This window comes from Hydrogenophaga sp. L310 (genome assembly GCF_055703065.1).
Genome location: NZ_JBVPZA010000006.1, coordinates 148,848 through 171,490 on the forward strand (window position 1 = coordinate 148,848; position 22,643 = coordinate 171,490).

Annotated in this window: 20 protein-coding genes; 11 read left to right on the forward strand and 9 right to left on the reverse strand. The window is 68.1% G+C overall.

Translation table 11 applies throughout. The features are described 5' to 3' along the window. The first annotated feature begins 13 nt into the window (after positions 1 to 13). From AC0GNO_RS12445 to AC0GNO_RS12485, 9 genes are all read left to right on the forward strand, one after another. Positions 14 to 2,356: an MMPL family transporter gene (locus AC0GNO_RS12445; protein ID WP_472904129.1), complete on the forward strand. Its 2,343-nt coding sequence runs from the start codon at positions 14 to 16 to the stop codon at positions 2,354 to 2,356. Then, positions 2,353 to 2,994, forward strand: coding sequence for a hypothetical protein (locus tag AC0GNO_RS12450; protein ID WP_472904130.1), 642 nt, complete (start codon positions 2,353 to 2,355; stop codon positions 2,992 to 2,994). Before AC0GNO_RS12445 ends, AC0GNO_RS12450 begins: the two co-directional genes overlap by 4 nt. Continuing rightward, entirely contained in the window at positions 2,991 to 3,791 is an 801-nt protein-coding gene (locus tag AC0GNO_RS12455; protein WP_472904131.1) for a polysaccharide deacetylase family protein, read from the forward strand. Before AC0GNO_RS12450 ends, AC0GNO_RS12455 begins: the two co-directional genes overlap by 4 nt. Next, complete coding sequence (locus AC0GNO_RS12460) at positions 3,788 to 4,576, forward strand: SAM-dependent methyltransferase (protein ID WP_472904132.1); 789 nt, start codon at positions 3,788 to 3,790, stop codon at positions 4,574 to 4,576. Before AC0GNO_RS12455 ends, AC0GNO_RS12460 begins: the two co-directional genes overlap by 4 nt. A gap of 47 nt (positions 4,577 to 4,623) precedes the next feature. Further along, entirely contained in the window at positions 4,624 to 5,814 is a 1,191-nt protein-coding gene (locus AC0GNO_RS12465; protein WP_472904133.1) for a beta-ketoacyl-[acyl-carrier-protein] synthase family protein, read from the forward strand. A gap of 80 nt (positions 5,815 to 5,894) precedes the next feature. After that, complete coding sequence (locus AC0GNO_RS12470) at positions 5,895 to 6,698, forward strand: beta-ketoacyl synthase chain length factor (protein ID WP_472904134.1); 804 nt, start codon at positions 5,895 to 5,897, stop codon at positions 6,696 to 6,698. Next, positions 6,692 to 7,126 carry a hotdog family protein gene (locus AC0GNO_RS12475; protein ID WP_472888472.1) on the forward strand — a complete coding sequence of 145 codons (435 nt, stop codon included), beginning with the start codon at positions 6,692 to 6,694 and terminating at the stop codon, positions 7,124 to 7,126. Before AC0GNO_RS12470 ends, AC0GNO_RS12475 begins: the two co-directional genes overlap by 7 nt. Continuing rightward, complete coding sequence (gene fabG / locus AC0GNO_RS12480; protein WP_472904135.1) at positions 7,123 to 7,860, forward strand: 3-oxoacyl-ACP reductase FabG; 738 nt, start codon at positions 7,123 to 7,125, stop codon at positions 7,858 to 7,860. Before AC0GNO_RS12475 ends, fabG begins: the two co-directional genes overlap by 4 nt. Positions 7,861 to 7,900: 40 nt before the next feature. Beyond that, positions 7,901 to 8,389, forward strand: coding sequence for a hypothetical protein (locus tag AC0GNO_RS12485; protein ID WP_472904136.1), 489 nt, complete (start codon positions 7,901 to 7,903; stop codon positions 8,387 to 8,389). An 11-nt stretch (positions 8,390 to 8,400) separates the two neighbouring features. Here the strand turns inward: AC0GNO_RS12485 and AC0GNO_RS12490 are convergent, their stop codons facing one another. The 9 genes from AC0GNO_RS12490 to AC0GNO_RS12530 form a co-directional block, all read right to left on the reverse strand. Next, positions 8,401 to 9,609, reverse strand: coding sequence for a cation:proton antiporter (locus AC0GNO_RS12490; RefSeq protein WP_472904137.1), 1,209 nt, complete (start codon positions 9,607 to 9,609; stop codon positions 8,401 to 8,403). Then, on the reverse strand, positions 9,606 to 10,364 hold the full coding sequence (locus tag AC0GNO_RS12495; protein WP_472904138.1) for a class I SAM-dependent methyltransferase: 759 nt from the start codon (positions 10,362 to 10,364) through the stop codon (positions 9,606 to 9,608). The genes AC0GNO_RS12490 and AC0GNO_RS12495 overlap by 4 nt, the downstream gene beginning before the upstream one ends. Positions 10,365 to 10,366: 2 nt before the next feature. Further along, positions 10,367 to 11,146, reverse strand: a complete 780-nt coding sequence (locus tag AC0GNO_RS12500; RefSeq protein WP_472904139.1) for a glycosyltransferase family 2 protein — start codon at positions 11,144 to 11,146, stop codon at positions 10,367 to 10,369. Beyond that, the gene (locus AC0GNO_RS12505; RefSeq protein WP_472904140.1) at positions 11,139 to 11,915 is read right to left on the reverse strand and encodes a lysophospholipid acyltransferase family protein; all 777 of its coding nucleotides are present in this window, start codon (positions 11,913 to 11,915) and stop codon (positions 11,139 to 11,141) included. Before AC0GNO_RS12505 ends, AC0GNO_RS12500 begins: the two co-directional genes overlap by 8 nt. Beyond that, positions 11,908 to 12,777: a MipA/OmpV family protein gene (locus tag AC0GNO_RS12510; protein ID WP_472904141.1), complete on the reverse strand. Its 870-nt coding sequence runs from the start codon at positions 12,775 to 12,777 to the stop codon at positions 11,908 to 11,910. Before AC0GNO_RS12510 ends, AC0GNO_RS12505 begins: the two co-directional genes overlap by 8 nt. After that, the gene (locus tag AC0GNO_RS12515; protein WP_472904142.1) at positions 12,774 to 14,108 is read right to left on the reverse strand and encodes an NAD(P)/FAD-dependent oxidoreductase; all 1,335 of its coding nucleotides are present in this window, start codon (positions 14,106 to 14,108) and stop codon (positions 12,774 to 12,776) included. The genes AC0GNO_RS12510 and AC0GNO_RS12515 overlap by 4 nt, the downstream gene beginning before the upstream one ends. A 133-nt stretch (positions 14,109 to 14,241) precedes the next feature. Beyond that, positions 14,242 to 15,879, reverse strand: a complete 1,638-nt coding sequence (locus tag AC0GNO_RS12520) for an NAD(P)/FAD-dependent oxidoreductase (RefSeq protein WP_472904143.1) — start codon at positions 15,877 to 15,879, stop codon at positions 14,242 to 14,244. Between the two features lie 40 nt (positions 15,880 to 15,919). Beyond that, positions 15,920 to 16,777 (reverse strand): beta-ketoacyl synthase chain length factor, encoded by an 858-nt coding sequence (locus tag AC0GNO_RS12525; protein WP_472904144.1) that lies wholly within the window; start codon positions 16,775 to 16,777, stop codon positions 15,920 to 15,922. Further along, positions 16,774 to 17,994: a beta-ketoacyl-ACP synthase gene (locus AC0GNO_RS12530; RefSeq protein ID WP_472904145.1), complete on the reverse strand. Its 1,221-nt coding sequence runs from the start codon at positions 17,992 to 17,994 to the stop codon at positions 16,774 to 16,776. The genes AC0GNO_RS12525 and AC0GNO_RS12530 overlap by 4 nt, the downstream gene beginning before the upstream one ends. A 209-nt stretch (positions 17,995 to 18,203) precedes the next feature. Here AC0GNO_RS12530 and AC0GNO_RS12535 point away from each other — a divergent pair, with 209 nt between their 5' ends. Then, positions 18,204 to 18,947, forward strand: coding sequence for a COG4648 family protein (locus AC0GNO_RS12535; RefSeq protein WP_472904146.1), 744 nt, complete (start codon positions 18,204 to 18,206; stop codon positions 18,945 to 18,947). 48 nt (positions 18,948 to 18,995) lie between these two features. Continuing rightward, on the forward strand, positions 18,996 to 22,562 hold the full coding sequence (gene dnaE, locus AC0GNO_RS12540) for a DNA polymerase III subunit alpha (RefSeq protein WP_472904147.1): 3,567 nt from the start codon (positions 18,996 to 18,998) through the stop codon (positions 22,560 to 22,562). The last annotated feature ends 81 nt before the right edge of the window (positions 22,563 to 22,643 follow it).

Genomic DNA, 22,643 nt, shown 5'->3' on the forward strand with positions numbered 1-22,643 from the left:
CGGAGGTTTTCCAATGAGGTCGTCGGCGGTCAAGGTGTTTCTGGTCTGGCTGGCGCTGATGCTGGCCGGGGTGGCCGTGGTGTGGAACAGCCGCTTTTCGGCGGACATGTCCTTTTTTCTGCCGTCCAAGCCCACGCTGGAGCAGCAGGCGCTGGTGGGGCAACTGAAGGACGGCACGGTCTCACGCCTGCTGATGCTGTCGATCGAAGGCGGTGACGCGCCCCAGCGCGCCGCAGTCTCGCGCGAATTGCGCAAGCGCCTGGCCAGCGACCCGGCTTATGTGTCGGTGCAGAACGGCGAGGCGGGCGGGCTGGAGAGCGAGCGTGATGTGCTGCTGCGCTACCGCTACCAGCTCAGCCCGGCGGTTTCGCCCGAGCGCTTCACCGAAGAGGGTCTGAAGTCGGCAGTCACCGACACCATTGACCTGTTGACATCGCCCGCTGGCGTGTTGCTCAAGCCCTACCTGGCCAACGACCCCACGGGTGAGGTGCTGGCCGTGCTGGGCCAGCTGAACCCGGCGACACAGCCGCAGACCCGCGCGGGCGTGTGGGCCTCCCGCAATGGCGATCGCGCCATGCTGCTGCTGCAGACGCGTGCGCTCGGGTCCGACACGGACGGGCAGGCCGCCGCGATCGACAGCGTGCGCCAGGCCTTTGCCCAGTCCCTGCAGACCACCGGTCATTCGGCGCTGACACTCAATCTGTCTGGGCCCGGCCAGTTCGCGGTGCAGTCACGTGAAACCATCAAGAAAGAGGTGGCCCGGCTGTCGCTCATCAGTTCCGTGGCCATCTGGCTCGTGCTGTTCTGGGTCTACCGGTCGTTTCGCCTGCTCGCCCTGGGCCTGATTCCGGTGCTCAGTGGCACCCTCGCCGGCATCGTGATGGTCAGCCTGGTGCACGGCACGGTGTTTGGCATCACGGTCGGCTTCGGGTCGGCCCTGATCGGCGAGGCGGTGGACTACGCCATCTATTACTTCGTGCAGGCCGGTCATCAGGGCGTCGACCAATGGCGCCGGGTGTTCTGGCCGACCATCCGGCTGGGGGTCATGACCACGGCCATCGGTTTCGGTGCCTTGTTGTTCTCGGGTTTTCCGGGCCTGTCGCAGCTGGGCCTCTACGCCTTGTCGGGCGTGGTCACCGCGGCCCTGGTGACCCGTTTCGTGTTGCCCGCGCTGACCGGTGCGGGCGTCAGCGTGCCGCAGTCGGGGCCCTGGGTGAGGAAAGGGCTCTCGCTGCTGAACCAGGCCCACCGCCTGCGCTGGCTGGCGGTGGTGCTGACCGTGTTGGTCGGCGCCTACCTGTGGCAGGTACGCGATGGTTTGTGGGACGGCAACCTCTCGGCGCTGTCCACGGTGAGCGAGGCCGAGGCGACGGCCGATTCGCGCATGCGCACCGACCTGGCCGCGCCCGACGCACGTTACCTCGTGACCGTGACGGCGCCCGACCAGGAGGGCGCTTTGCAGGCCGCCGAGCGCGCGGGTGAGCGGCTGGACCGACTGGTGGAGACGGGCGTGATCGGTGGTTACGACAGCCCCGCGCGGTTCCTGCCCAGCGAACAGCTGCAGCGCCAGCGCCTGTCCAGCCTGCCCGAGCCGGCCGAGTTGCAGGCCCGGCTGGACCGGGCGCTGGTCGATTCGCCCTTGCCGGCCAGCAAGCTCGGTCCGTTCCTGAGCGACGTGACGGCAGCCCGCAGCCAGGGCGTGATGCAGCGCGCCGATCTGGAGGGCAGTGCCCTGGCGCTGGGGGTGGACTCGATGCTGACCCGCACCGAGAACGGCGGGTGGACCGCGATGCTGCCGCTGCGTCCCACGGCGGACGCCCTCGATGCCAGCCTGCCGGCCGATCAGCTTCGCGCCGCGCTGGCCGGCAGCGGCGCCGTGTTCGTTGATCTCAAGACCGAATTCGAATCGCTCTACAGCGGTTACGTGAGCGAGGCGGTGCAGCTGTCGCTGGCGGGTGTGGCGGCGATCGCGCTGCTGCTGGCGTTCACGATGCGCTCGGCCGCGCGCTTGTCCCGGGTGCTGTTCACCCTGGCCCTGACCGTGGCCTGCGTGATCGCGCTGCTGCATCTCTCGGGCGCGCGGCTGCACCTGTTGCACCTGGTGGGCATGTTGCTGATCGTGGCCGTGGGCTCCAACTACGCGCTGTTCTTTGACCGCGTGGCGGCGGGGGAGCCGCTGGACGAGGCCACACTGATGTCCATGGCCGTGGCCGTGCTCACCACGGTGATCGGGTTCGGCACGCTGGCCAGCTCCAGCGTGCCGGTGCTGCAGGCCGTGGGCATCACGGTCGGGCCGGGCGCGTTGCTGGCGCTGCTGTTGTCGGCCGTGCTGGTGTACCCCAAGGGCGGGAAGTGAACCCCGCCGAGCGTCACGAATGCGGGGCCGACAGCGTGCTGTTCATGCTGCCCGGGGCCCTCATGACGCCGCAGCACATGGTGCAGGCGGGCCTGTTTGCCGAGGTGCAGCGGCGGGGTCTGGCGCTGGACCTGATCGCGCCCGACCTGCACGCCGAGGGCGCCGACAACCAGCTGGCGCTGCGATGCCTGGAAGAAGACTGGCTGGCGCCGGCGCGTGCGCGTTACCAGCGGGTGTGGCTGGGGGGCATTTCGCGCGGCGGTCAGCTGGCGCTGTCCTGCCTCGCCGGGCGAACGGGCGAGGTGCACGGCCTGTGCCTGCTCGCCCCCTACGCGGGCGGTCGGCTGACCACCAACGCGATCGATCGTGCGGGCGGGCTTGACGTCTGGCAGGCGGGCCCCGATCAGCAGACCGACCCCGACGTGCGCCTCTGGCAGTGGCTCAGGCAGCCCTTGCCCCAGGTGCCGATGTTCATGGGTTATGGGGCGCAGGACCGTTTTGCCGATGGCATGCGCCTGCTGGCCCGGCACATGCCCGAAGCGACCCACATCACCTTGCCGGGTGAACACGACTGGGCGGTCTGGTTGCCGCTGTGGCAGCGCTTTCTGGACCAGGGGCATTTTTCGGCGTTGCCATGAGTCGGCCCTGGACCGTCCCCCCCGCGATCAAGGCGTCCGCGCTGCTGCATGCGGGGGCAGCGCTGGGCACGGTGGCCATGCCAGCCGCCTGGCCCTGGGCACTGGGGGCCGTGGTGCTCAACCACGCGGTGATCACAGTGGCCGGCCTGTTGCCCCGCTCCAGCCTGCTGGGCCCCAACCTCACCCGCCTGCCGGCGCACTCACAGGCGCGGCGCGAACTGGCGCTGACCATCGACGACGGGCCCGACCCCGAGGTCACGCCGCGCGTGCTCGACCTGCTGGACGTCGCTGGCGCCCAGGCCAGTTTTTTCTGCATCGGCTGGCGCGCGCGGGCACACCCGGCACTCTGCCGCGAGATCGTGGCGCGCGGTCACCGGGTCGAGAACCATGGCGACTCGCACTCCAACGCGTTTTCCCTCTTCGGTCCCCGGCGCATGCGTGCCGACGTCGCGGCCGCCCAGGCCACGCTTTCTGACATCACCGGCCAGGCCCCGCTGTTTTTCCGGCCCACCGCCGGTCTGCGCAACCCCTTCCTGGAGCCGGTGCTCGCCGGGCTCGATCTGCAGCTGGCCGCCTGGACCCGCCGGCCCTACGACACGCGCGACGGACGACCACAGCAGGTGCTGCAACGCCTGACACGAGGGCTGGGGCCGGGCGACATCCTGCTCATGCACGACGGCCACGCTGCGCTCACGCCCGATGGGCAGCCGGTGATCCTGGCCACCTTGCCGCTGCTGCTCGACCGGCTGAAAGCCGAGTCCTTGCGGGCTGTGACACTTCAGCAGGCCATGGCATGAGCGAAGCGCCGGGCCGTACCCAAGCGAGCTCGCACCGCAGTCCGCAGGGCGGCGCTGCACCCGCGCCCCGGGTGTTTCTGAAAATCCTGCGCGCCGACGCGAGCCGCCTCTTCTGGGCGGCAGGCCGTTTCGCTTTTTTCCACGCCTGGGGCAAGCTGGGCGGCGACCCGATCTTCCGGGAGCTGTTGCGGCGCGGCCTGTTGTCCAGGGGCGGGCGGCTGCTCGACCTCGGTTGCGGGCAGGGTTGCCTGTTCGCCTGGCTGCTGGCGGCGCAGCGCCTGTCGGAGCGCGGGCAGTGGCCGGCCGGTTGGGCGCCCGCGCCCCGTTTCCAGAGCCTGCGCGGTGTGGAACTGATGTCGCGCGATGTCGAACGCGCTGCGGCGGCGTTCGGCGGCCACCACCCGCTGGTGCAGGTGGAGCAGGGCGACATGACCCAGGTGGATGTCGGTCAGGTGGACACCGTCACCATCCTCGATGCGCTGCACTACGTGGACCCCGCCTCGCAAGAGCGCCTGCTGCGACGCATTCGCGCGGCCCTGCCGCCCGGCGGCCTGTTCCTCACCCGCGTCGGTGACGCCGAAGCGGGCTGGCCCTTTCTGGTGTCGAACTGGGTGGACCGCGCGGTGACCCTGGCGCGCAGCCGCCGTCCGCCGCGCCTGTACTGCCGCAGCCTGGCCGAGTGGCAGGCGCTGCTGACCGCGCTGGGCTTTGAGGTTGAAACCGAACCCATGAGCGAAGGCAAGCCCTTTGCCAACGTGATGCTGGTGTGCCGGGTGCCGGTCTGATCGGTGCCTTCCTCTACACTGCGGGTTTAGACGATCCACCGCCTCACGTGACCCCACTGCAACTCTCAGCTTACACATTGACCACCGCCCTGGGCCGCGGGCTGGAGGCCACGCGCGAGGCCCTGCGCGCCGAGCGCTCGGGACTCGCACCCTGTGCCTTTGAATCGGTGGCGCTCGACACCTGGGTGGGCGAGGTCGCGGGTGTCGATGCGCAGCGCCTGCCCGATGCGCTGGCCCGCTACGACTGCCGCAACAACCGGCTGACCCTGATGGGCCTGGAGACCGACGGGTTCGCGCAGCGCGTGCGTGAGGCCGTCGCTCGCTACGGCGCCGATCGCATCGGCGTTTTCCTGGGCACCAGCACCGCCGGCATCCTGCAGACCGAGCTGGCCTACCGGCGGCGCGATCCGGTCAGCGGCGCGTTGCCCGACGATTTCCATTACCGGACCACGCACAACGCGTTCTCGCTCGCCGAGTTCACGCGCGACCACTTCGGTCTGGAGGGCATGGCGATGGCGATCTCCACCGCCTGCTCGTCCAGCGCCAAGGTGTTTGCCGCGGCGGCGCGCCAGCTCGCGCTGGGCCAGATCGACGCGGCCATCGTGGGCGGTGTCGATACCCTCTGCCTGACCACGCTGTATGGCTTTGCCTCTTTGCAACTGACCTCGTCACAACCCTGCCGGCCCTACGACGCGGCACGCGACGGCATCTCCATCGGCGAGGGTGCCGCCTTCGCGCTGCTGGAGCGCCCGGACCAGCCTGCGCCGGGCACCGTGCTGCTGCTGGGTGCTGGCGAGTCCAGCGACGCGTACCACATGTCGGCGCCGCACCCGCAGGGTCTGGGTGCGCGTCTGGCGATGGAAGCCGCGCTGCGCTCGGCGGGCCTGGGCGCCAGCGACATGGATTACATCAACCTGCACGGCACGGCCACGCCCGCCAACGACTCGGCCGAAGGCCAGGCGGTGAGCGCGCTGTTTGGCGACACCGTGCCCGGCAACTCGACCAAGGGCTACATGGGCCACACCCTGGGCGCCGCGGGCGCGATCGAAGCGATCATCTGCGCGATGGCGCTGACCGATGGCCGCCTGCCCGGCAGCCCCGGCACCGGCTCGCTGGACCCGGCCATACCGATCCGTTACCAGCTCCACGGCGCCGACGTGCCGCTGCGCCATGCGCTGAGCAATTCGTTCGGATTTGGTGGCAGCAACTGCAGCCTGGTTCTTGGAGTGACGCAATGAGCCCACACACTCCACCGCTGCGCGGGTCGTTGCCCCCCGAGGGGGCTGATCCGGCTTGGGGCGGCCCGGCGCCAGATCGCATGAACGCAGCACCTCTGCAAGCGTGGATCAACGGCATCGGCCTCATCGCACCCGGTCTGCCCGACTGGGCCACCGCTGCGGCGGTGTTGCGCGGTAAAGCGGCCTATGTGGCGGCACCCAGCGTGTTGCCCGTGCCCTTGTTGCTGCCCCCGGCCGAGCGTCGCCGCGCCAGCCGCGTCATCCGGCTCAGCCTGGGCGTGGGGCAGGAGGCCGTGACCCACGCGGGCGCCGACGCGTCCACGCTGGCCACCGTGTTCGCCGCCTCGGGCGCCGACGGCCACAACTGCCATTCGCTGTGCGAGCAGCTCGCGGGCGAGGATCGCCAGATTTCACCCACGCGCTTTCACAACTCGGTGCACAACGCCGCCGCCGGCTACTGGGGCATCGCCACGCGCAGCATGGCGCCTTGCCAGGTGCTGGGCGCGTTCGACGCCAGCTTCGGCGCCGGCCTGCTGGATGCCCTGGCCCAGGTGGCCCTGGACGGCCAGCCGGTGCTGCTGGTGGCCTACGACAGCGAATACCCCGAACCCTTGCACGCCAAGCGTGACACGCCCGACTGCGGTGGCGTGGCGCTGTTGCTCAGCGCCCAGCGCAGCGAGGCTTCGCTGGCGTCGATCACGGTCACACCCAGCCGGGCGCCCGCCGATGTGCTGGAGGACGCGGCTCTCGAAGGGCTGCGCCAGAACATCCCGGCCCTGCGCGCCTTGCCCCTGCTGCGGCGCCTGGCGCGCGGCGCGGCCGGCCCGGTGGTGCTCGACTACCTCGCACCCATGCAGCTTCAGGTGGATCTGCAACCGTGCTGAACCGCGACTGGATCGCCGCGCACATTCCCCACCAGGGCAGCATGTGCCTGCTGGAGAACGTGCTCGAATGGAGCGAGCAGCGCATCGTCTGTGACACGCTGAGTCACACCGACCCCCTGAATCCCCTGCGTGCGGCCGACCGCCTGGGCGCGGCGACCGGCGTGGAGTACGCCGCGCAGGCCATGGCCGTGCACGGCGCCTTGCTCGCGCAGTCGGCCGCTGCGCCCACGCAGGGCTACCTCACCAGCGTGCGCGGCCTCAGCCTGCACGTGGACCGGCTGGATCACCAGTCCGGGCCATTGCGGATCACCGCCGAGCGCCTCTCGGGCGATGCGCGGCTCATCCTCTACCAGTTCCACCTCCACCACGGAGAACGCTGCCTGATCGAAGGCCGGGCTTCGGTGGTGCTCGACGCACAGACCCTATGACCTCTTCACCGAAAAGCAGGCGCGCCCTCGTGACCGGCGGCAGCGGCGGCATCGGCGCCGCCATCTGTCAGCGCCTGGCCGCCGACGGCCACCATGTCATCGTGCACGCCAACCGGGGTCTGGAGAAGGCGCAGGCCATCGCGGCGCAGATCGTGGCCGATGGCGGCAGCGCCGAAGCCGTGGCTTTCGACATCACCGACCGTGCGGCGACAGCCGCCGCGCTGGAAGCGCTGACCGAGGCCGGTGCGATCCAGATCCTGGTGAACAACGCGGGCATCCACGACGACGCGGTGTTCCCCGGCATGAGCGGCGAGCAGTGGGACCGCGTGCTCGACGTGTCACTCAACGGCTTCTTCAACGTGACCCAGCCGCTGACCATGCCCATGATGCGCACGCGCTGGGGCCGCATCGTCAGCATCTCGTCGGTCGCCGCCGTGGCGGGCAACCGCGGGCAGGTGAACTACTCGGCCGCCAAGGGCGCGCTGCACGCCGCGAGCAAGTCGCTGGCGCTGGAACTGGCGAGCCGGGGCGTGACGGTGAATGCGGTCGCGCCGGGGCTCATCGCCACCAGCATGATCGAAGGCACGTTCGACGCCGACATGGTCAAACGTCTGGTGCCGATGCAGCGCGTGGGCTGCCCGGAAGAAGTGGCCGACCTGGTGGCCTTCCTGGCCTCGGACCGCGCGTCCTACATTTCCGGGCAGGTGATTTCCATCAACGGCGCGATGATCTGATCGCATCGGCCGAGACCGCATTCCAAGGAGCCTCAATCCCATGACACACCTCCGCAACCGATTCACCCGCAACGTCCTGATCGCCGGTCTGATCCTGGGTGGCGCCACCGGACTGGCGCAGGCCCAGGACAGCGAAAGCGGTGCGCTGCAGGCCTGCCTGAAGGCCTGGGGCGAACACCCTTTCGGCCCCAACCCCGCCTACAGGACGCTGGCCACGTCGGTCAAGGTGTTCGGCATCGGCCAGGGAACGGCGGACCGCGAGGTCACGCCGGGCCCGAGCCTGATCATGGTGAACCCGGGCGTGAACGTCATGGGCGGCTCCGAGATCGAGCTGCTCAACCCCAACGGCTGGTACTGCCTGCGCGCGGCCGTCAACGTCATGGGCGGCATGGACATCAAGCTGCATTGCGGCGCCCGCCTGGCCTCGGCCAGCAGCGGCACCACCGTCATGAGCGGCGAAAACGCCGCCAAAGGCGTCTCCGTCATGGGCTCGATCAAGGTCGAGCGCGTCGGCTGCAGCGGCGCCTGATCCGCGCGGCTTCAGCTGTTTCGAGCGGCTGAACCCGCCAGCGCACGCGAGCGGCGCATCTGTGGCTCCACCATCGGCACCGTCAGCATGGTGCTGGCCACCGCCATCAGCAGCAGGGCGGTGAAGGCCTCGCTGGTGATCACCTGTTTGTCCAGCAGGATGTTGGCGAAGATGATCATGATCAGGGCCTTGGTCTGCAGCAGCCAGCCGATGATCGATGCTTCACCCGGTGCCCAGTGCAGCACCCGTGCAGCGATGCGCACGCCGATCAGCTTGCCGGTCACCGAGGCCACGAGCAGCAGCGCGGCGGCGGCGAACACCTCGGTGCCGCCCACGGCCCAGTTGGTGCGCAGGCCGGTGGAGAGGAAAAACACCGGCATCATCACCAGCAGCACGTGGTGGCGCAGCAGGTCGAGCTTTTCCTGGTTGAACCAGTGGCCGTCCATGATGGCACCGGCCAGGAACGCGCCGACCATGAAATGCAGGCCCGCCCAGTCCGCACCGAGGCCGCACAGGGCCAGCCAGATCGGTGCCACGTACCAGCGGTCCCGCTCGTCCAGCCAGGCCATGAGGCGGCGAAACGCCAGGCCCAGCACCACGAAGGCGATCAGGAAGGCGAGCTGTTTGCCGATGCGGCTCCAGTCCATCAGGATCAGCGCCAGCACGCCCCAGATCGCGATGTCGTCCAGGCTGGCGTAGCGCAGGATGCGCTGGCCCAGCGGCTGGCGCAGGATGTCGAGCTTCTCCATCAGCAGGATCAGGATCGGCAGGGCGGTGACGGCGCAGGCCATGCCGATACCGACCACGAACTGCCAGGTTTGTGCCTTCGGGCCCATCCAGCCGTCAAAACCCAGCAGCACGGCGGCCGCGCCACAGCCCAGCAGCAGCGGGGCCCCCAGCGCCAGGCCGGCGGTGATGCCACTTTCGCGCCGGTGTTGCCAGGCCTTGCCGAGGTCGAGCTCGACGCCCGCGATCATCACGAACAGCATCACCGACCACCAGGCGATGCCGTTGAGCGAATGCACCACGGTGGGCGTGAAGACGAATTCGTAGTAGGCCGGAAACCAGTGGCCCAGCACGCCCGGGCCGAGCACGATGCCCATGACGATCTGCACCACCACCAGCGGCGCGAAATAGTCGGTCTTGAAGACCCGCCAGACCAGCCAGGGGATGCTGAAGATGATCAGCATCGCGATCAGGAAGACCTCGGTGGTGTTCACGGTCGGCGCCCGGTGTATTCGCGGAAAATGCCCAGGGAGACCGAGCAGTCCACATCGGTAAAACCGGCGCGTTTGAGCGCATCGAGGATGAGCTCGGGTTCGAGCGCCGATTCGATGGTGTCGCCGTAGTAGGCCCACAGGCGCTGGACGTCTGCGTGGCGGCGCGTGAGGCGTGCGAGCACCGGCACGACCACGCCGATATGGAAGTGCAGCAGGCCACGCAGCAGCCGGTTGCGGGGACGGCTGATTTCCATGATGCAGACGCGGCCGCCCGGGCGCAGCACGCGCAGGTATTCGGCGAACGCCAGGTTCAGGTCGCCGACGTGGCGCAGCGCGTAGCCCATGGACACAAAATCGACCTGCGCATCGGGCAGCGGAATGGCCTCGGCGTAGGCGACGATGGTTTCCACATCCACCTTCTTGCGCAGCTCGGCCAGCATGCCCGGCGAGGGGTCGAGTGCCCACACACGGCCTTGCGGCCCGACCAGTTCGGCGCCGGCCACGGTCACCAGGCCGGTGCCCGCGGCCACGTCCAGCAGGGCCATGCCGGGCTTCAGGCCGTTGCGCTGCAACACCTCGCGCCGGTACCAGGCGCCGCTGCCCAGGCCGGTCAGGGCTTCGGCCTTGTCGTAGCCCGGCGCGGCTTCGTCAAACAGGGTCTGCGTCATGCGGCGGCGTTCGTCTTCGCTGCCGAAATAGTGTTTCATGCGCGGGTCGGACTTCAGCGCGGCGGTGCGTTCCTGGGGTTCGGTCATGTTCAATCTCCGGAGGCACGCAGACGGCGCCAGATCAACAACGGCAGGCGCAGCACGAAACCGAGGAAGAGCCGGGTGTGCATCCAGGTGAGCAGGGCGTTGTCGCGCAGGTATTTGAAATGCGAGACGCCGCCTTCTTCGGCGCTGAGGTAGCGCACCGGCGCGTCGATGTTGATCGGCCGCACGCCGGCCCAGCACAGCCGCACCACCGCTTCGGGGTCGAAGTCGAAACGCCGCATGAAGGGATTGGCGCGCATGATCCGGGCCAAAGGAGCAATGGGGTAGACGCGGAAACCGTAGAGCGAGTCGCCGATGCCCATCCACAGCGTTTCCAGGTTCGCCCAGCCGTTGGACACTTTGCGGCCGTTGACGCGCAGGGCGGGGGCTTCGGGGCCGAACACCGGCTTGCCCAGCACCATGGCCTGGGGCGCGTTCAACGAAGCGGCCATGAAGGTGGGGATCAGGTCCGCCGGGTGCTGGCCGTCGGAGTCCATGGTGAGCGCGTGTGAGAAGCCGGCGCGGGCCGCGTGGTCGATGCCTTCGAGCACGGCCGAACCTTTGCCGCGGTTTTCCGGCAGCACGATCACCCGCAGTCCGGGGTCGCCCTGGGCCATGGCCTGGAGGCTGCTGCCGGTGCCATCGGTGCTGCCGTCAACGACGACCCAGACGGGCGTCCATTGCGCGCGCGCCTGGCGCACCGTTTCCAGCACCCCGGGGCCGGGGTTGTAGCTCGGGATCAACACCAGGTGGGTGGTTGAAGGAGGGGGTGTGGTCTCAGGCATCTTGGTCGGCTTGGGCGGGCGGGGTCATTTCCTGCCGGAAATAGGCTTCCAGTTCCAGGGTGAACGCATGGTGGTCGTTGGGGGCGTCGAACCGGCGACCGAGGCGGGCGCGGCAGTGCAGCGGGAGCGTTGGCTTGCGGAACAGGGGCCAGGCCTTGCCGAGGTAGGGAGTCGAAAACTCCAGGATCACGGTCTGCACCGGGGCGCCCGAGCGCCGGGTGATCAGCCCCAGCGTCGGCGTCAGCGGGTCCAGCGGAAAAGCCTTGGTGCGGGTACCTTCGGGAAACATCAGCACCTGCGCGCCGGTCTGCAGCGTTTCCCGGCTTTGCTGCACGATCTGCAGCATGCCGTCGTTGCGGATGTAGCGCGCCAGCCGCGCCGCCGACCCGAACAAAGGGTGCAGCATCAGGGCCGCTTTCATGACGCAGACCACGTTGGGCAGCCGCGAGACGATCAGCACCGCGTCGAGCAGGGACGGGTGGTTGGCCGCGATGATCAGCGGCCCCTGGTCGCGCAGGGTGTCCAGCGCGGTCAGGTCAAAACGGCAGGCGCACAAGGCGCCGAGCAGCCGCAGGTAGACGCGGAACCCCCCCATGATGACCTGGCGACCCAGGCGTTCACCGAGCGCTCGCGGCAGCACCGGGTGCAACAGCATGGCAAACGGCAGCCAGGCCAGACACAGCGCGGCCAGGCTGCCCAGCCCGATGAGCATCGCGACATGCTCGTACAGCGTCCACAGAGGACGGCCCGGCGGCTGGTGCTCACTCATCAACCAGGACACGCGTCGTCGATTCACCCAGGATCCAGGACACCGCCACACCGGCGGCGACGTAGTTCCGGGTGCGCACCAGGGGACTGTCCACGAAACGGGCGCCGCTCAGGTTGTCGTAGCGAAGGAAGGCACCGACCCAGTGTTTCGGGTAGCGCTTGGACACGCCCACGATGGCCTGCATGCCCGCAAAGCCGCCACCCGCGGCGTAGGCCGGCCGGTCGCTGGTGGCGTAGGCGGTATCGACGCCGTAGAAGTAGTCGTGCTGCTTGCGGTCGCCGAACAGGGGGCCGAGCTGCAGTCCCAGGTTCCAGCCGGGGAAGCCGGACAGGTCGCTGATGTCCAGGTTGAGCTTGGGATGCACCACCCAGCCCAGGCTCCGGGACTGTTTCTCCAGCGTGAAGGCCGCGCGCAGGGGCAGCAGCAGTTTGAGCTGGCGGGCGCGATCGTCGGTGCGCCAGAGGGTCAGGTTCAGTTGCGGCCCGAGTTCGAAGTTCGCCTTCAGGTCCGGCATGCCGGCGCGTGCGCGGATGTCATCGCTGGAGGCCGGCGGCGAGAGCGCGGCCGAGAAGGTCAGTTCCACACGATCCGAGTCGAACAATTGCGCACGCACGCCATCCCGATCGGCCTTCAGGAACTCGCCACGGTAGACGAAGTAGGGCGAGGGCAGGAGAAAGTTGTGGTGCTGGTCCGATCCCCGGTAGGCCGGGAAGCTGACGGTGGCCACGCCGATGCCGGCCTCCCACAGGGGCTTTTCTTCGGCCGCGTGTGCGGTCTGGCCAGCGCTGCACAGCAGCAAGGCACAGGCGGCGAGCCGCTGCAAGGGATGCCGTGCCGGACGACGGCTGTGCTTGGGTGTCATGCGTTGTACATGGCGGGGTCGTCCACCTTGCGGATGTTGAAGCGGCGCTGCTGCCAGGCCATGAACGCGCGCTTGGGCTGAAGGATGTTGGCGGTGTAGTACATCGCCTTGAAAACGAGGATTGAGCGCCAGATCGGCGTCTTGCCGAACACGTCGCCCGCGAGCACCGACAGGATCGCTTCCTTGACCCGCAACACGTTCCTGGGGCCCATGAGGAAGTCGCGCATGATGGGGTTGGTGACGCGGTAGATGAACCAGGAAAACTCGCGCGGTCCATGGCGCATGACGCGGTCGAAGCGCTTGAGCGCTGCAGCGGCCCGCCGCGGTTCGCGCAGGCAGGTGTCGACGGTGTCGGCGCCCACCACGGCGCTGTGCATGGCCAGCCAGACACCGGAAGAAAACACCGGGTCGATGAAGGCGTAGGCATCGCCCAGCATCAGGTAGCTGGCGCCGTGGTTGCTCTGCGAGACGTAGGAAAAATTGCCGGTGGCCTCCGCCGGGCTGACCTGGCGGGCGTCCTTGAGGCGCTCGACGAGCGGCGCACAGGTGGCGATGTTGTCCATCATGAACTGCTGCAGGCTGCGCTGCCCGCGCGTCTTCATGTGGTACGGCCAGGTCACCATGCCGATGCTGGTGGTGCCGTTGGTGAGGGGAATGAACCAGAACCAGCCGTGGGCAAACCAGAAGATGGTGATGTTGCCCTCGTCGGCGCCTTCGCGCCGTTGTGCGCCGTCAAAGTGCGCGTACACGGCCGAGCTGTTGTGGCGCGGGTTGCGCTGCTTGATCTTGAAACGGTTGGCGAGAAAGGTGTCGCGCCCCGAGGCGTCGATCACGAAGCGCGCGCGCCATTGCATCTCGTGACCGTCGTCGCAGCGGGCGCTGACGTCGGCACCGCCCTGGGCCAGAAAATCCACCTTCGTGACCTTGACGCCTTCGTGCGTCACGGCACCCTTGCCGGAGGCGTGGCGGAACAGGATGTGATCGAAGTCGGCGCGCCGGACCTGGTAGGCGCTGGGCATGGACTTGTCCCAGGCATCGGCAAAATGAAACGTCTGTGTGCAATCGTGATCGGGCGACACGAACTCGGCGCCGGGCTTGTGCATGCCGATCGCCTTGATCTGATCGGCGATGCCCATCTTTTCGAACAGCGGCAGGTTGGCCGGCAGCAGGGATTCGCCGATGTGGAAGCGGGGGTGGTGGGCTTTTTCGAGCACCACCACGTGGTGCCCCTTCTCGGCCAGCAGGCTGGCCACGGTCGAGCCGGCCGGGCCGCCGCCGATCACGAGCACGTCGCAGGTTGGGCCTGGTTCCCCCTGGGCCTTTGGATTCATGGGATGGGACTCTGGAATGCCGATGGGCGGCTGGAAGCCCCGAATGATAGTCTCTCCGACCGGATGGAAAGCTGGCGGCGGATGCAGCGCCATGAGGCCGTGCCACCGGTAGGGCGGTGGGCGGTCCGGGTCTTCAGAGAACCGTTTCGGGCAGCATGCGGGCGCCGTTCGAGCGCGACGGCGCATCAGCGGTCGCCGGCAGCAACGCGGCCAGTTCGTCGGCGTTGAGGTCCGGATGATCGGCCAGGGCCCGCAGCAGGATCTCGCCAGCCAGCTGTTTCAGGCGCGCATGGGATTCGCGGATGCGCACCAGGAATGCTTCGGTGTCCAGATCGTCGTTCAGGCTGCGGTTGAGTTCCGCGAACCAGGGTATCCCGGCCTGGTCCAGCATCACCGCCGGGTTGCGCTTCTGGCTCACCAGCGACCACCGGCGCAGGAAGGCCTGCACCAGCACGTTGATTTGCTGGCACTCGGCCAGTTCGCTGCGCAAAGCCGCGAGCGACGAGAGATCGGTCAGGCGCTGGTGGAAGAAGAACTGGGCCAGCACGCCCCAGTAGTAGGTGTAGTCCCAGATCACCTTGACCGGCAGCACTTCCGGATCGCCAAACAGCGGGTACTGGTCCTGGTACAGCACCATGGTGCTGTCATAGAAGGAATGGAACAGCTGGTCGAAGATCTGCGTGCGTGCGCCCAGCCGCTCGCCGCGCCGGTCCATGGCGATCAGCTCGGTGATGTAGGTGTTGCTGATGGCGATGAAGTCGCTGCCCGGTGAATAGAAGGGGTCCAGGAACAGGCCGGCCTCGCCGGTGAGCGCCCAGCGGTCGGCCGAAAACACCTGTTTGCACCCATAGGAGAAGCGCTTGAAGAAGGCGAAGTCCTGCAGCAGGTGCCGCTTGGGGTCCAGTTCGTCGAACAGCAGCGGCTGGTACTGCTCCAGCCAGGTCATGGCCTTGTCGAAGCTGTCCATGCGGTCCAGCGGGTGGATCGCCGGATCGGCCACGATGCCAACCGAGTGGGAGCCGGACGACAGCGGGATGAGCCAGACCCAGTAGCCGGCGCCCACCAGGTGGTTGGTGGAGAGCCAGCGTGCCTGCGGGTCGCAGCGCTCGCGCCAGGCGGTGTTGTCGCTCCAGCCGTCGATGTGGATGCGGTCCTTGATGCGGAACCAGACCGCATGGGCCGGGTGGTCGTTGAGCTCGGCCAGGTTCAGTTTGCGCTTGAGCAGGCCGGCGCGGCCACAGGCGTCCACCACCCAGCGCGCGTTGACGGTGTGGGATGCGCCCTGGTGTTCGTAAACCACCTGGTGCGTCGCATGGGAACCCGGTTCCCCGTCGGTCAGTTCGACCTGCCGCACCATGGCGGTCTCGACAAAGCGGATGCCCCGGTTCTGGGCTTCGATCGCGAGGAAGTTCTCGAAAATGCCGCGGTCAATCTGGTAGCTGGGCACCGACAGGTGGCGGCTGGCGCCGATTTCGGTGACCTGGTCAATGTCGCGCCGACCTTCGGAGAAGAAGAAGCGGAAGCCAAACTTGCGCAGTTGCTTGTCCCTGAGGTGTTCGCCGAGGCCGAGCACCTTGTCGAAGTAGTGCGCGCCGATTTCGACGGACGACTCACCGATCTTGTGGATGGCCTCGGGGACCGGGTGAGCGCGCCGCTCCAGCACCAGGATGTCGATGTCCGGATCGCGCCGTTTCAGTTGCATGGCCAGCGTGAGCCCGGCCAGGCCGCCACCGAGGATGACGACGTCGTGAAGGGGAGGGGTGTTGACCATGGTGGAGTATCGCCTCAAACGCGGTTCGGAACGGCTTGTTTCATCGGCCGCCCAGGGCATCGGCGGTGGCCGGATGTCGCTGCGCCGGGGCATCGTCATCTGGCGCGGCGACATCGATGCACAGGGTTTGATGGAGCGAGAGCGGCAGCGCCAGCGATGCCCGTTCTTCCCGCGCCAGCGACTCGAACACCGGCAGCGCGCTGGACATGCCGTTGCCGCCCAGCGCGCGCGCCGCGTCGCTGCGCAGGTCCGGCTCGGCGATGCGACCCGTTGCCAGCCGCCAGCGCCAGGTGGCCTGTGTGTGGCGGGTGCTTTCCGGATTCAGGACCAGCGCCACCGCCAGAGCGCCCTCGCTGCGGGTGGTGTGTTTCAGTGCGCCCACCGCGGCGGTGTCGTAGCCCGTGAGCAGCACCGGGCAGCGTTCGGCCTCGCACAGCACCAGGGCCTCCAGCAGGCCACTGGCAAAACTGTGACCGGCGCCATTGACGGCGGTGTTGGCGTGGACGTTGTTGTTGAGCATGCTCCACAGGCCCACGGGCGCATTGTGGATGGAATGCAGGAACCGGGTCGGCGATATCAGCAGAGGCGTGTGCACCAGCGTGCTGCAGAGGTGGTCGATGATGGGCAGGTCGCCGTGGGCCGAGCAGAACACGGCGCGCAAACCGCCGGGTTCCTGACCCGATGCGCGGATGGCTTCTTCACTGGCCGCCAGCGCCAGCGCTACCGTCACCGGGGCCCGGCGGCGTTCGGCCGGGGGCAGCATCAGCGGGGGCGGCACCGTCGCCGGTGGCTGCTGCAGGGGAGCTTCGCCGCGAAAGGCGGCGCGTGCGGTGGCCCAGCCCGGCAGGCCCGGGGCCCAGAGCGCTATGCCTTCGACGTGGGTGGTGAACGTGTTCATGGGTGGCTGTCTCCCGCGCCGTGTCCGAACACCAGCACGCAGTTGCTGCCGCCGAACGCGAAGCTGTTGCTCACCACATGGCGCACCCTGGCCCGTGTCGGCTCGACGCGCAGGTAGGCCCGCATGCCCGGCTCCACCGACGTGGTATTCGCTGTGCCCGGCAGGACGCCGTGTTCGAGCGCCAGCAGGCCGAACACCGCCCCCAGTGCCCCGGCGGCGCCCAGGGTGTGGCCTGTCATGCCTTTGGTGGCGCTGGCCGGTGTGCCGGGCGCGAAGCGGCGCGCGATGAGTCGGGCTTCCACGTCATCGTTCTGGGGGGTGGCGGTCCCGTGCAGGTGGATGTAGCCGATGGCGCTGGCCGGCAGTCCGGCCCTGGACAGCGCCATGTCGAGCGCGGCCTGTGTGCCCTGACCCCCCGGATCGGGCGCCGACAGGTGGTGCGCATCGCTGGACTCGCCGCAGCCCAGCAGCTGCAGACCGCCCGGCGCGCGTTCGAGCAGGGCGAAGGCGGCGGTCTCGCCGATGTTGATGCCGCGGCGCCGCGTGTCGAAGGGGCGGCAGGGCTCGGTCGACACCAGCTGCATCGCGTGAAAGCCGAAAACGACGCTGCCGCACAGGCTGTCCACCCCGCCCACGACCACCGCATCGGCGAGCCCGAGGCGCATGAGCCGCTCGGCCGAGGCAAAGGCCTTGGCACTGGACGAGCAGGCGGTGGAAATGGTCTGGGCCGGGCCGCGCAGGCCCAGCGCTTCCTGGACAAAGCCGGTGAGCGAATGCAAGGTGTGCAACGCGGGGTTGTCGGGCTGAGGGGGAAATTCGCCGCACTGGGCGAGCTGCTGGTAGGCGTCTTCGGTAGCGCCGATGCTGGCGGTGGACGACCCCAGCACCAGCCCCACGCGGTGCGCACCGTGCCGCTCGGTGGCGCGCCGCACGGTGTTCATGAAGCCATCGCTTTGCAGTCCCCGCCAGGCCAGGCGGTTGTTGCGGCAGTCCCAGTGTCGCCAGGGGTCGGGCAGGGGGACTTCGAGACCCTGCACCTGGCCAACCCAGGTGTCCAGCGTCTGGGCCAGCGGGGCAACGCCAAAGTCGTGGCGCCCCAGTGGGCTCAGACCGCTGCGGCCGTGGATCACGGCGTCAAGGTGGGCCGGTTTGCCCGCCCCCAGGGCGGATACGGCGGTGTAGGCGCTGACACGAACGGGGCACAGGCGGGACGTCACGGCGGGGCTCGTCAGGGCGAAGATCGGCAATATGGCGCACCGGGATTGTAGGGAGGGCCTGAAAGACCGTGCCCGACAGGGGACTCGTTAAAATGGTGCCAACTGCTTCACCGGCGCGCCTCGACCCAGCGGGCGTGCCCGGCACCCTCCCCAGGCGTCCTCGCCCTCGCGTCGGGCCGCACCTTCTCCCAGACGAAACACCCCCCTTGATGCCGCCCCAGTTGCCCGAAACCGCCGACGCCCTGCTGCCCGAACCGATCGGCGCGGGGCTGGCGCCGGAGCGCCCGGTGGTGGCTGCCCCGAAAGCGATGCTCTGGCCTGTCTTGCGCGGCTTGGGTATTGCCGTGCTGGCGGTGGCCTGGGCCCTGATCGCCCACGTCACGAGCGCGGGCAACGAGTCCTCGGGCTGGGGGGCCGCACTGGCATTGACCCCGATGAGCACTGCCCTGGCGCTGCTGCTCTGGCGTTTGCCCGCCCGCTGGCTGGGCGCACTGATCGGCATGGCGGTGGCGGCCGGTCTGGTGTGGCTCTGGCCCTTTCTCAGGGGCCAGGTGGCGCTCCTTTATTACCTGGAGCACCTGGGGGTTTACATCCTGTTGTCGGCATTTTTTGGCCGCAGCCTGTTCGGGCCCGAAGAGTCGCTGGTGACGCGCATGGCCCGCAGCGTGCACGGCGGCGTGCTCTCGCCCGCACAGGCCGCCTACACCCGCCAGGTCACCCTGGCCTGGTGCGTTTTCTTTGCCGGCATGGCGCTGATTTCCACGCTGCTGTTCCTGTTCGCACCGGTGGCGGCCTGGTCCCTCTTTGCCAACCTGCTGGGAGGACCGTTGATCGCGCTGATGTTCGTGGGCGAATACCTCTGGCGCCGCCACGCCTTGCCCGAGGAGACGCGAGCGACCATGGCAGACGCCGTGCGCGCCTGGAAGGCCCAGCGTTCGGACAAAGCGCCTTGAAGGGCTTTGAGCTTCGCCCGCAGACCCACCCCGAGACAAGTTAGACCGATGTTCATCCACCTTCGCCTGCACACCGAGTTCTCCGTCGTTGACGGTACCAACCGCATCGACGACGTGGTCGCTGCCGCGGCCGCCGATGGCCAGCCCGCGCTGGCGATCACCGACCTGAGCAACCTGTTTGGCGCGGTCAAGTTCTACAAGGCTGCCCGCGGTCAGGGCGTGAAGCCACTGCTGGGTGCCGAAGTGATGCTGCAGGGCTTCACCGAAGAAACCCCGAACGCCATGCCCGGCAGCCACCAGCCGGCCGCGCCGCGCGTGATTTTGCTGGTGCAGGACAAGCAGGGCTACCTGAACCTGAGCGAGCTGCTGGCGCGCGCCTGGACGCGCAGCGACGGCCGGGGCGGTGCGCTGGTGCAGCGCGAATGGCTGGAAGAACTCAACGGCGGTCTGCTGATGCTCTCGGGTGCGCAGGCCGGACCGGTCGGGCAGGCGCTGATCCAGGGCGATGCGAACCGCGCCGCCGACGTGGCGCTGAAGCTCGCCGGCCTGTTCACCCACCGCTTCTACATCGAGCTGCAGCGCGCCGGCCGCGTGGACGACGAACGCCATGTGACGGCCGCCGTGCAGCTGGCGGCCCGGCTGCACCTGCCGGTGGTGGCCACGCACCCGGTGCAGTTCCTGGAGCCCGACGACTACGAGGCGCACGAAGCGCGCGTCTGCATTTCCGACGGCGAGATCCTGGGCAACAACCGGCGCGTGCGCCGCTTCACGCGCGAGCAGTATTTCAAGAGCGCGGCGCAGATGGAGGCGCTGTTCGCCGACATCCCCAGCGCCGTGGCCAACACGCTGGAGATCGCCAAACGCTGCAGCCTCACGCTGGTGCTGGGCAAACCGCAGCTGCCCAACTTCCCGATCCCGCCGGTGAACGGCGTGATCATGTCCGTGGAAGACTACTTCCGCCACGTCTCGTACGAGGGGCTGGAGGGGCGGCTGAAGCACCTCTTTCCCGACGAGGCCAAACGTGAAGCCGTGCGCGCGCGCTACGTGGAGCGCCTGGAGTTCGAGCTCAACACCATCCTGAAGATGGGTTTCCCGGGCTACTTCCTGATCGTGTCGGACTTCATCAAGTGGGCGAAGGAAAACGGCTGCCCGGTGGGCCCGGGCCGCGGCTCCGGTGCCGGTTCGCTGGTGGCCTACGCGCTGCTGATCACCGACCTGGACCCGCTGCAGTACAACCTGCTGTTCGAACGCTTCCTGAACCCGGAACGCGTCTCGATGCCCGACTTCGACATCGACTTCTGCCAGTCCAACCGCGACCGCGTGATCGACTACGTGAAGGAGCGCTACGGCAAGGACGCCGTGAGCCAGATCGCGACCTTCGGCACCATGGCCGCGCGCGCGGCCATCCGCGACGTGGGCCGGGTGCTCGACTTTTCCTACGGCTTCTGCGACGGCATTTCCAAGCTGATCCCGAACAAGCCGGGCATGTCGGTCACGCTGCAGTACCCGCCGAATCCGAAGCCGGAGGGCGACAAGAACAACTACGCGATCGAGATGGAGCCGGCGCTCGCCGAGCGCATCCAGAAAGAGGACGACGTCAAGACCCTGATCGAGCTGGCGCAGAAGCTCGAAGGCATGACGCGCAACATCGGCATGCACGCCGGCGGCGTGCTGATCGCGCCGGGCAAGCTGACCGACTTCTGCCCGCTCTACATGCAGCCCGGCAGCGACTCGGCGGTGAGCCAGTACGACAAGGACGACGTGGAGGCCATCGGCCTGGTGAAGTTCGACTTCTTGGGTCTGGCCACGCTGACCATCCTGGAGATCGCGCGCGAGTTCATCATGAAGCGCCACAAGGGCCAGGAAAACTTCCGCTTCGAAGACATTCCGCTGGACGACCAGCGCGTCTATGCGCTGTTCTCGCGCGGTCAGACCGAGGCCGTGTTCCAGTTTGAAAGCCGCGGCATGCAGGGCATGCTGAAAGACGCCAAACCCAGCCGCCTCGAAGACCTGATCGCGCTCAACGCGCTGTACCGCCCGGGACCCATGGACCTGATCCCCAGCTTCGTGGCGCGCAAGCACGGGCGCGAGGTGATCGAGTACCCGCACCCGCTGGTGGCCGAGATGCTGAGCGAGACCTACGGCATCATGGTCTACCAGGAGCAGGTGATGCAGACCGCGCAGATCCTGGGCGGTTATTCGCTCGGCGGCGCCGACATGCTGCGCCGCGCGATGGGCAAGAAAAAGGCCGAAGAGATGGCCGAACACCGCGCGATCTTCCGCGCCGGTGCGGCCAAAAACGACATTTCCCAGGAAAAGGCCGACGAGGTTTTTGACCTGATGGAGAAATTCGCGGGCTACGGCTTCAACAAGTCGCACGCCGCTGCGTACTCGCTGCTGGCGTACCACACCGGCTGGCTCAAGGTGCACTACACCGCCGAGTTTTTCTGCGCCAACATGACGGTGGAAATGGACGACACCGACAAGCTCCGGGTGTTGTGGGAAGACGCGAAGAAGATGGGCATCGCCTTTGAGGCGCCCGACGTGAACCGCGGCTTCCACCGTTTTGAGCCCATCACCGACAAGTCCATCCGCTACGGCCTGGGTGCCATCAAGGGCACGGGCCAGCAGGCCATCGACGCCATCGTGGCCGCGCGTGAAGGCCGCGGCGAAGGCCCCAACGGCGCAGAGGCCGGCCCGTTCAAGAGCCTGTTTGATTTCTGCCGCCGGGTGGACCGCCAGCGCTTGAACAAGCGCACGGTGGAGGCCCTGATCAAGGCCGGTGCCTTCGACTCGCTGCACCTGAACCGCGCCGAGGTGCTGGCCTCGGTGGAGCGGGCATTCGACTTCGCTGCCGCCAGCGTGGCCAACGCCAACCAGGGCGGCCTGTTCGACATGATGGGCGAGGACGACCACGGCTCCAGCACGCAGGAGCCCGACCTGGTGCCCACCACGCCCTGGGGCGTGAAAGAACAGCTCACGCTGGAGAAGACCGCCCTCGGTTTCTACTTCTCCGGTCATCTGTTCGACGAGGTGCAACGCGAGGTGCGCCGCTTTGCCCGCACCGAGCTGGGCGATGTGAAAGAGAGCCGCGACCCGGTGATCCTGGCCGGCATCGTGACCGACTTCCGCATCATCAACGGCCAGCGCGGCAAGCTCGCGCTGTTCAAGATCGACGACAAGACCGCGGTGCTCGAAGTCAGCGCCGACGAAAACCTGATCAACCTGCACCGCAACCTGCTGAAAGACGACGAACTCATCGTCGTGCAGGCCATAGCCCAGCCCGACCGTTTTTCGGGTGGCCTGCGGCTGAAGATCCAGCAGATCTGGGACCTGGCCGCGGCGCGCTGCCGTTTTGGCAAATACCTGCGCGTGGCGGTCAACGGCCATGCACCGGCGGTGGCCGAGCTGGTGAAGGCGTTCCCGCCCAAGCGCGAGGCCACCGATCAGGGTGAGCTGGTGCGTGGCCTGCCGGTGCGGCTGGCATTGCAACGCGCCGGAGCACAATGTGAGCTGCAGCTCGACGACCGGGCGCTGTTTTTCCCCACCGACGCGGCGCTCGCGAGCTGGATGGCGCAGGCGCACGATCGGCGCGCCGAAATCGTGTTCGACTGACGGTTGCGCGCCCTGCCGTCCGTCCGACCGGGCGCCAGAAGTGGGCTCAGTGCCAATGGCATCATGTCGTCGTGGCTTTCG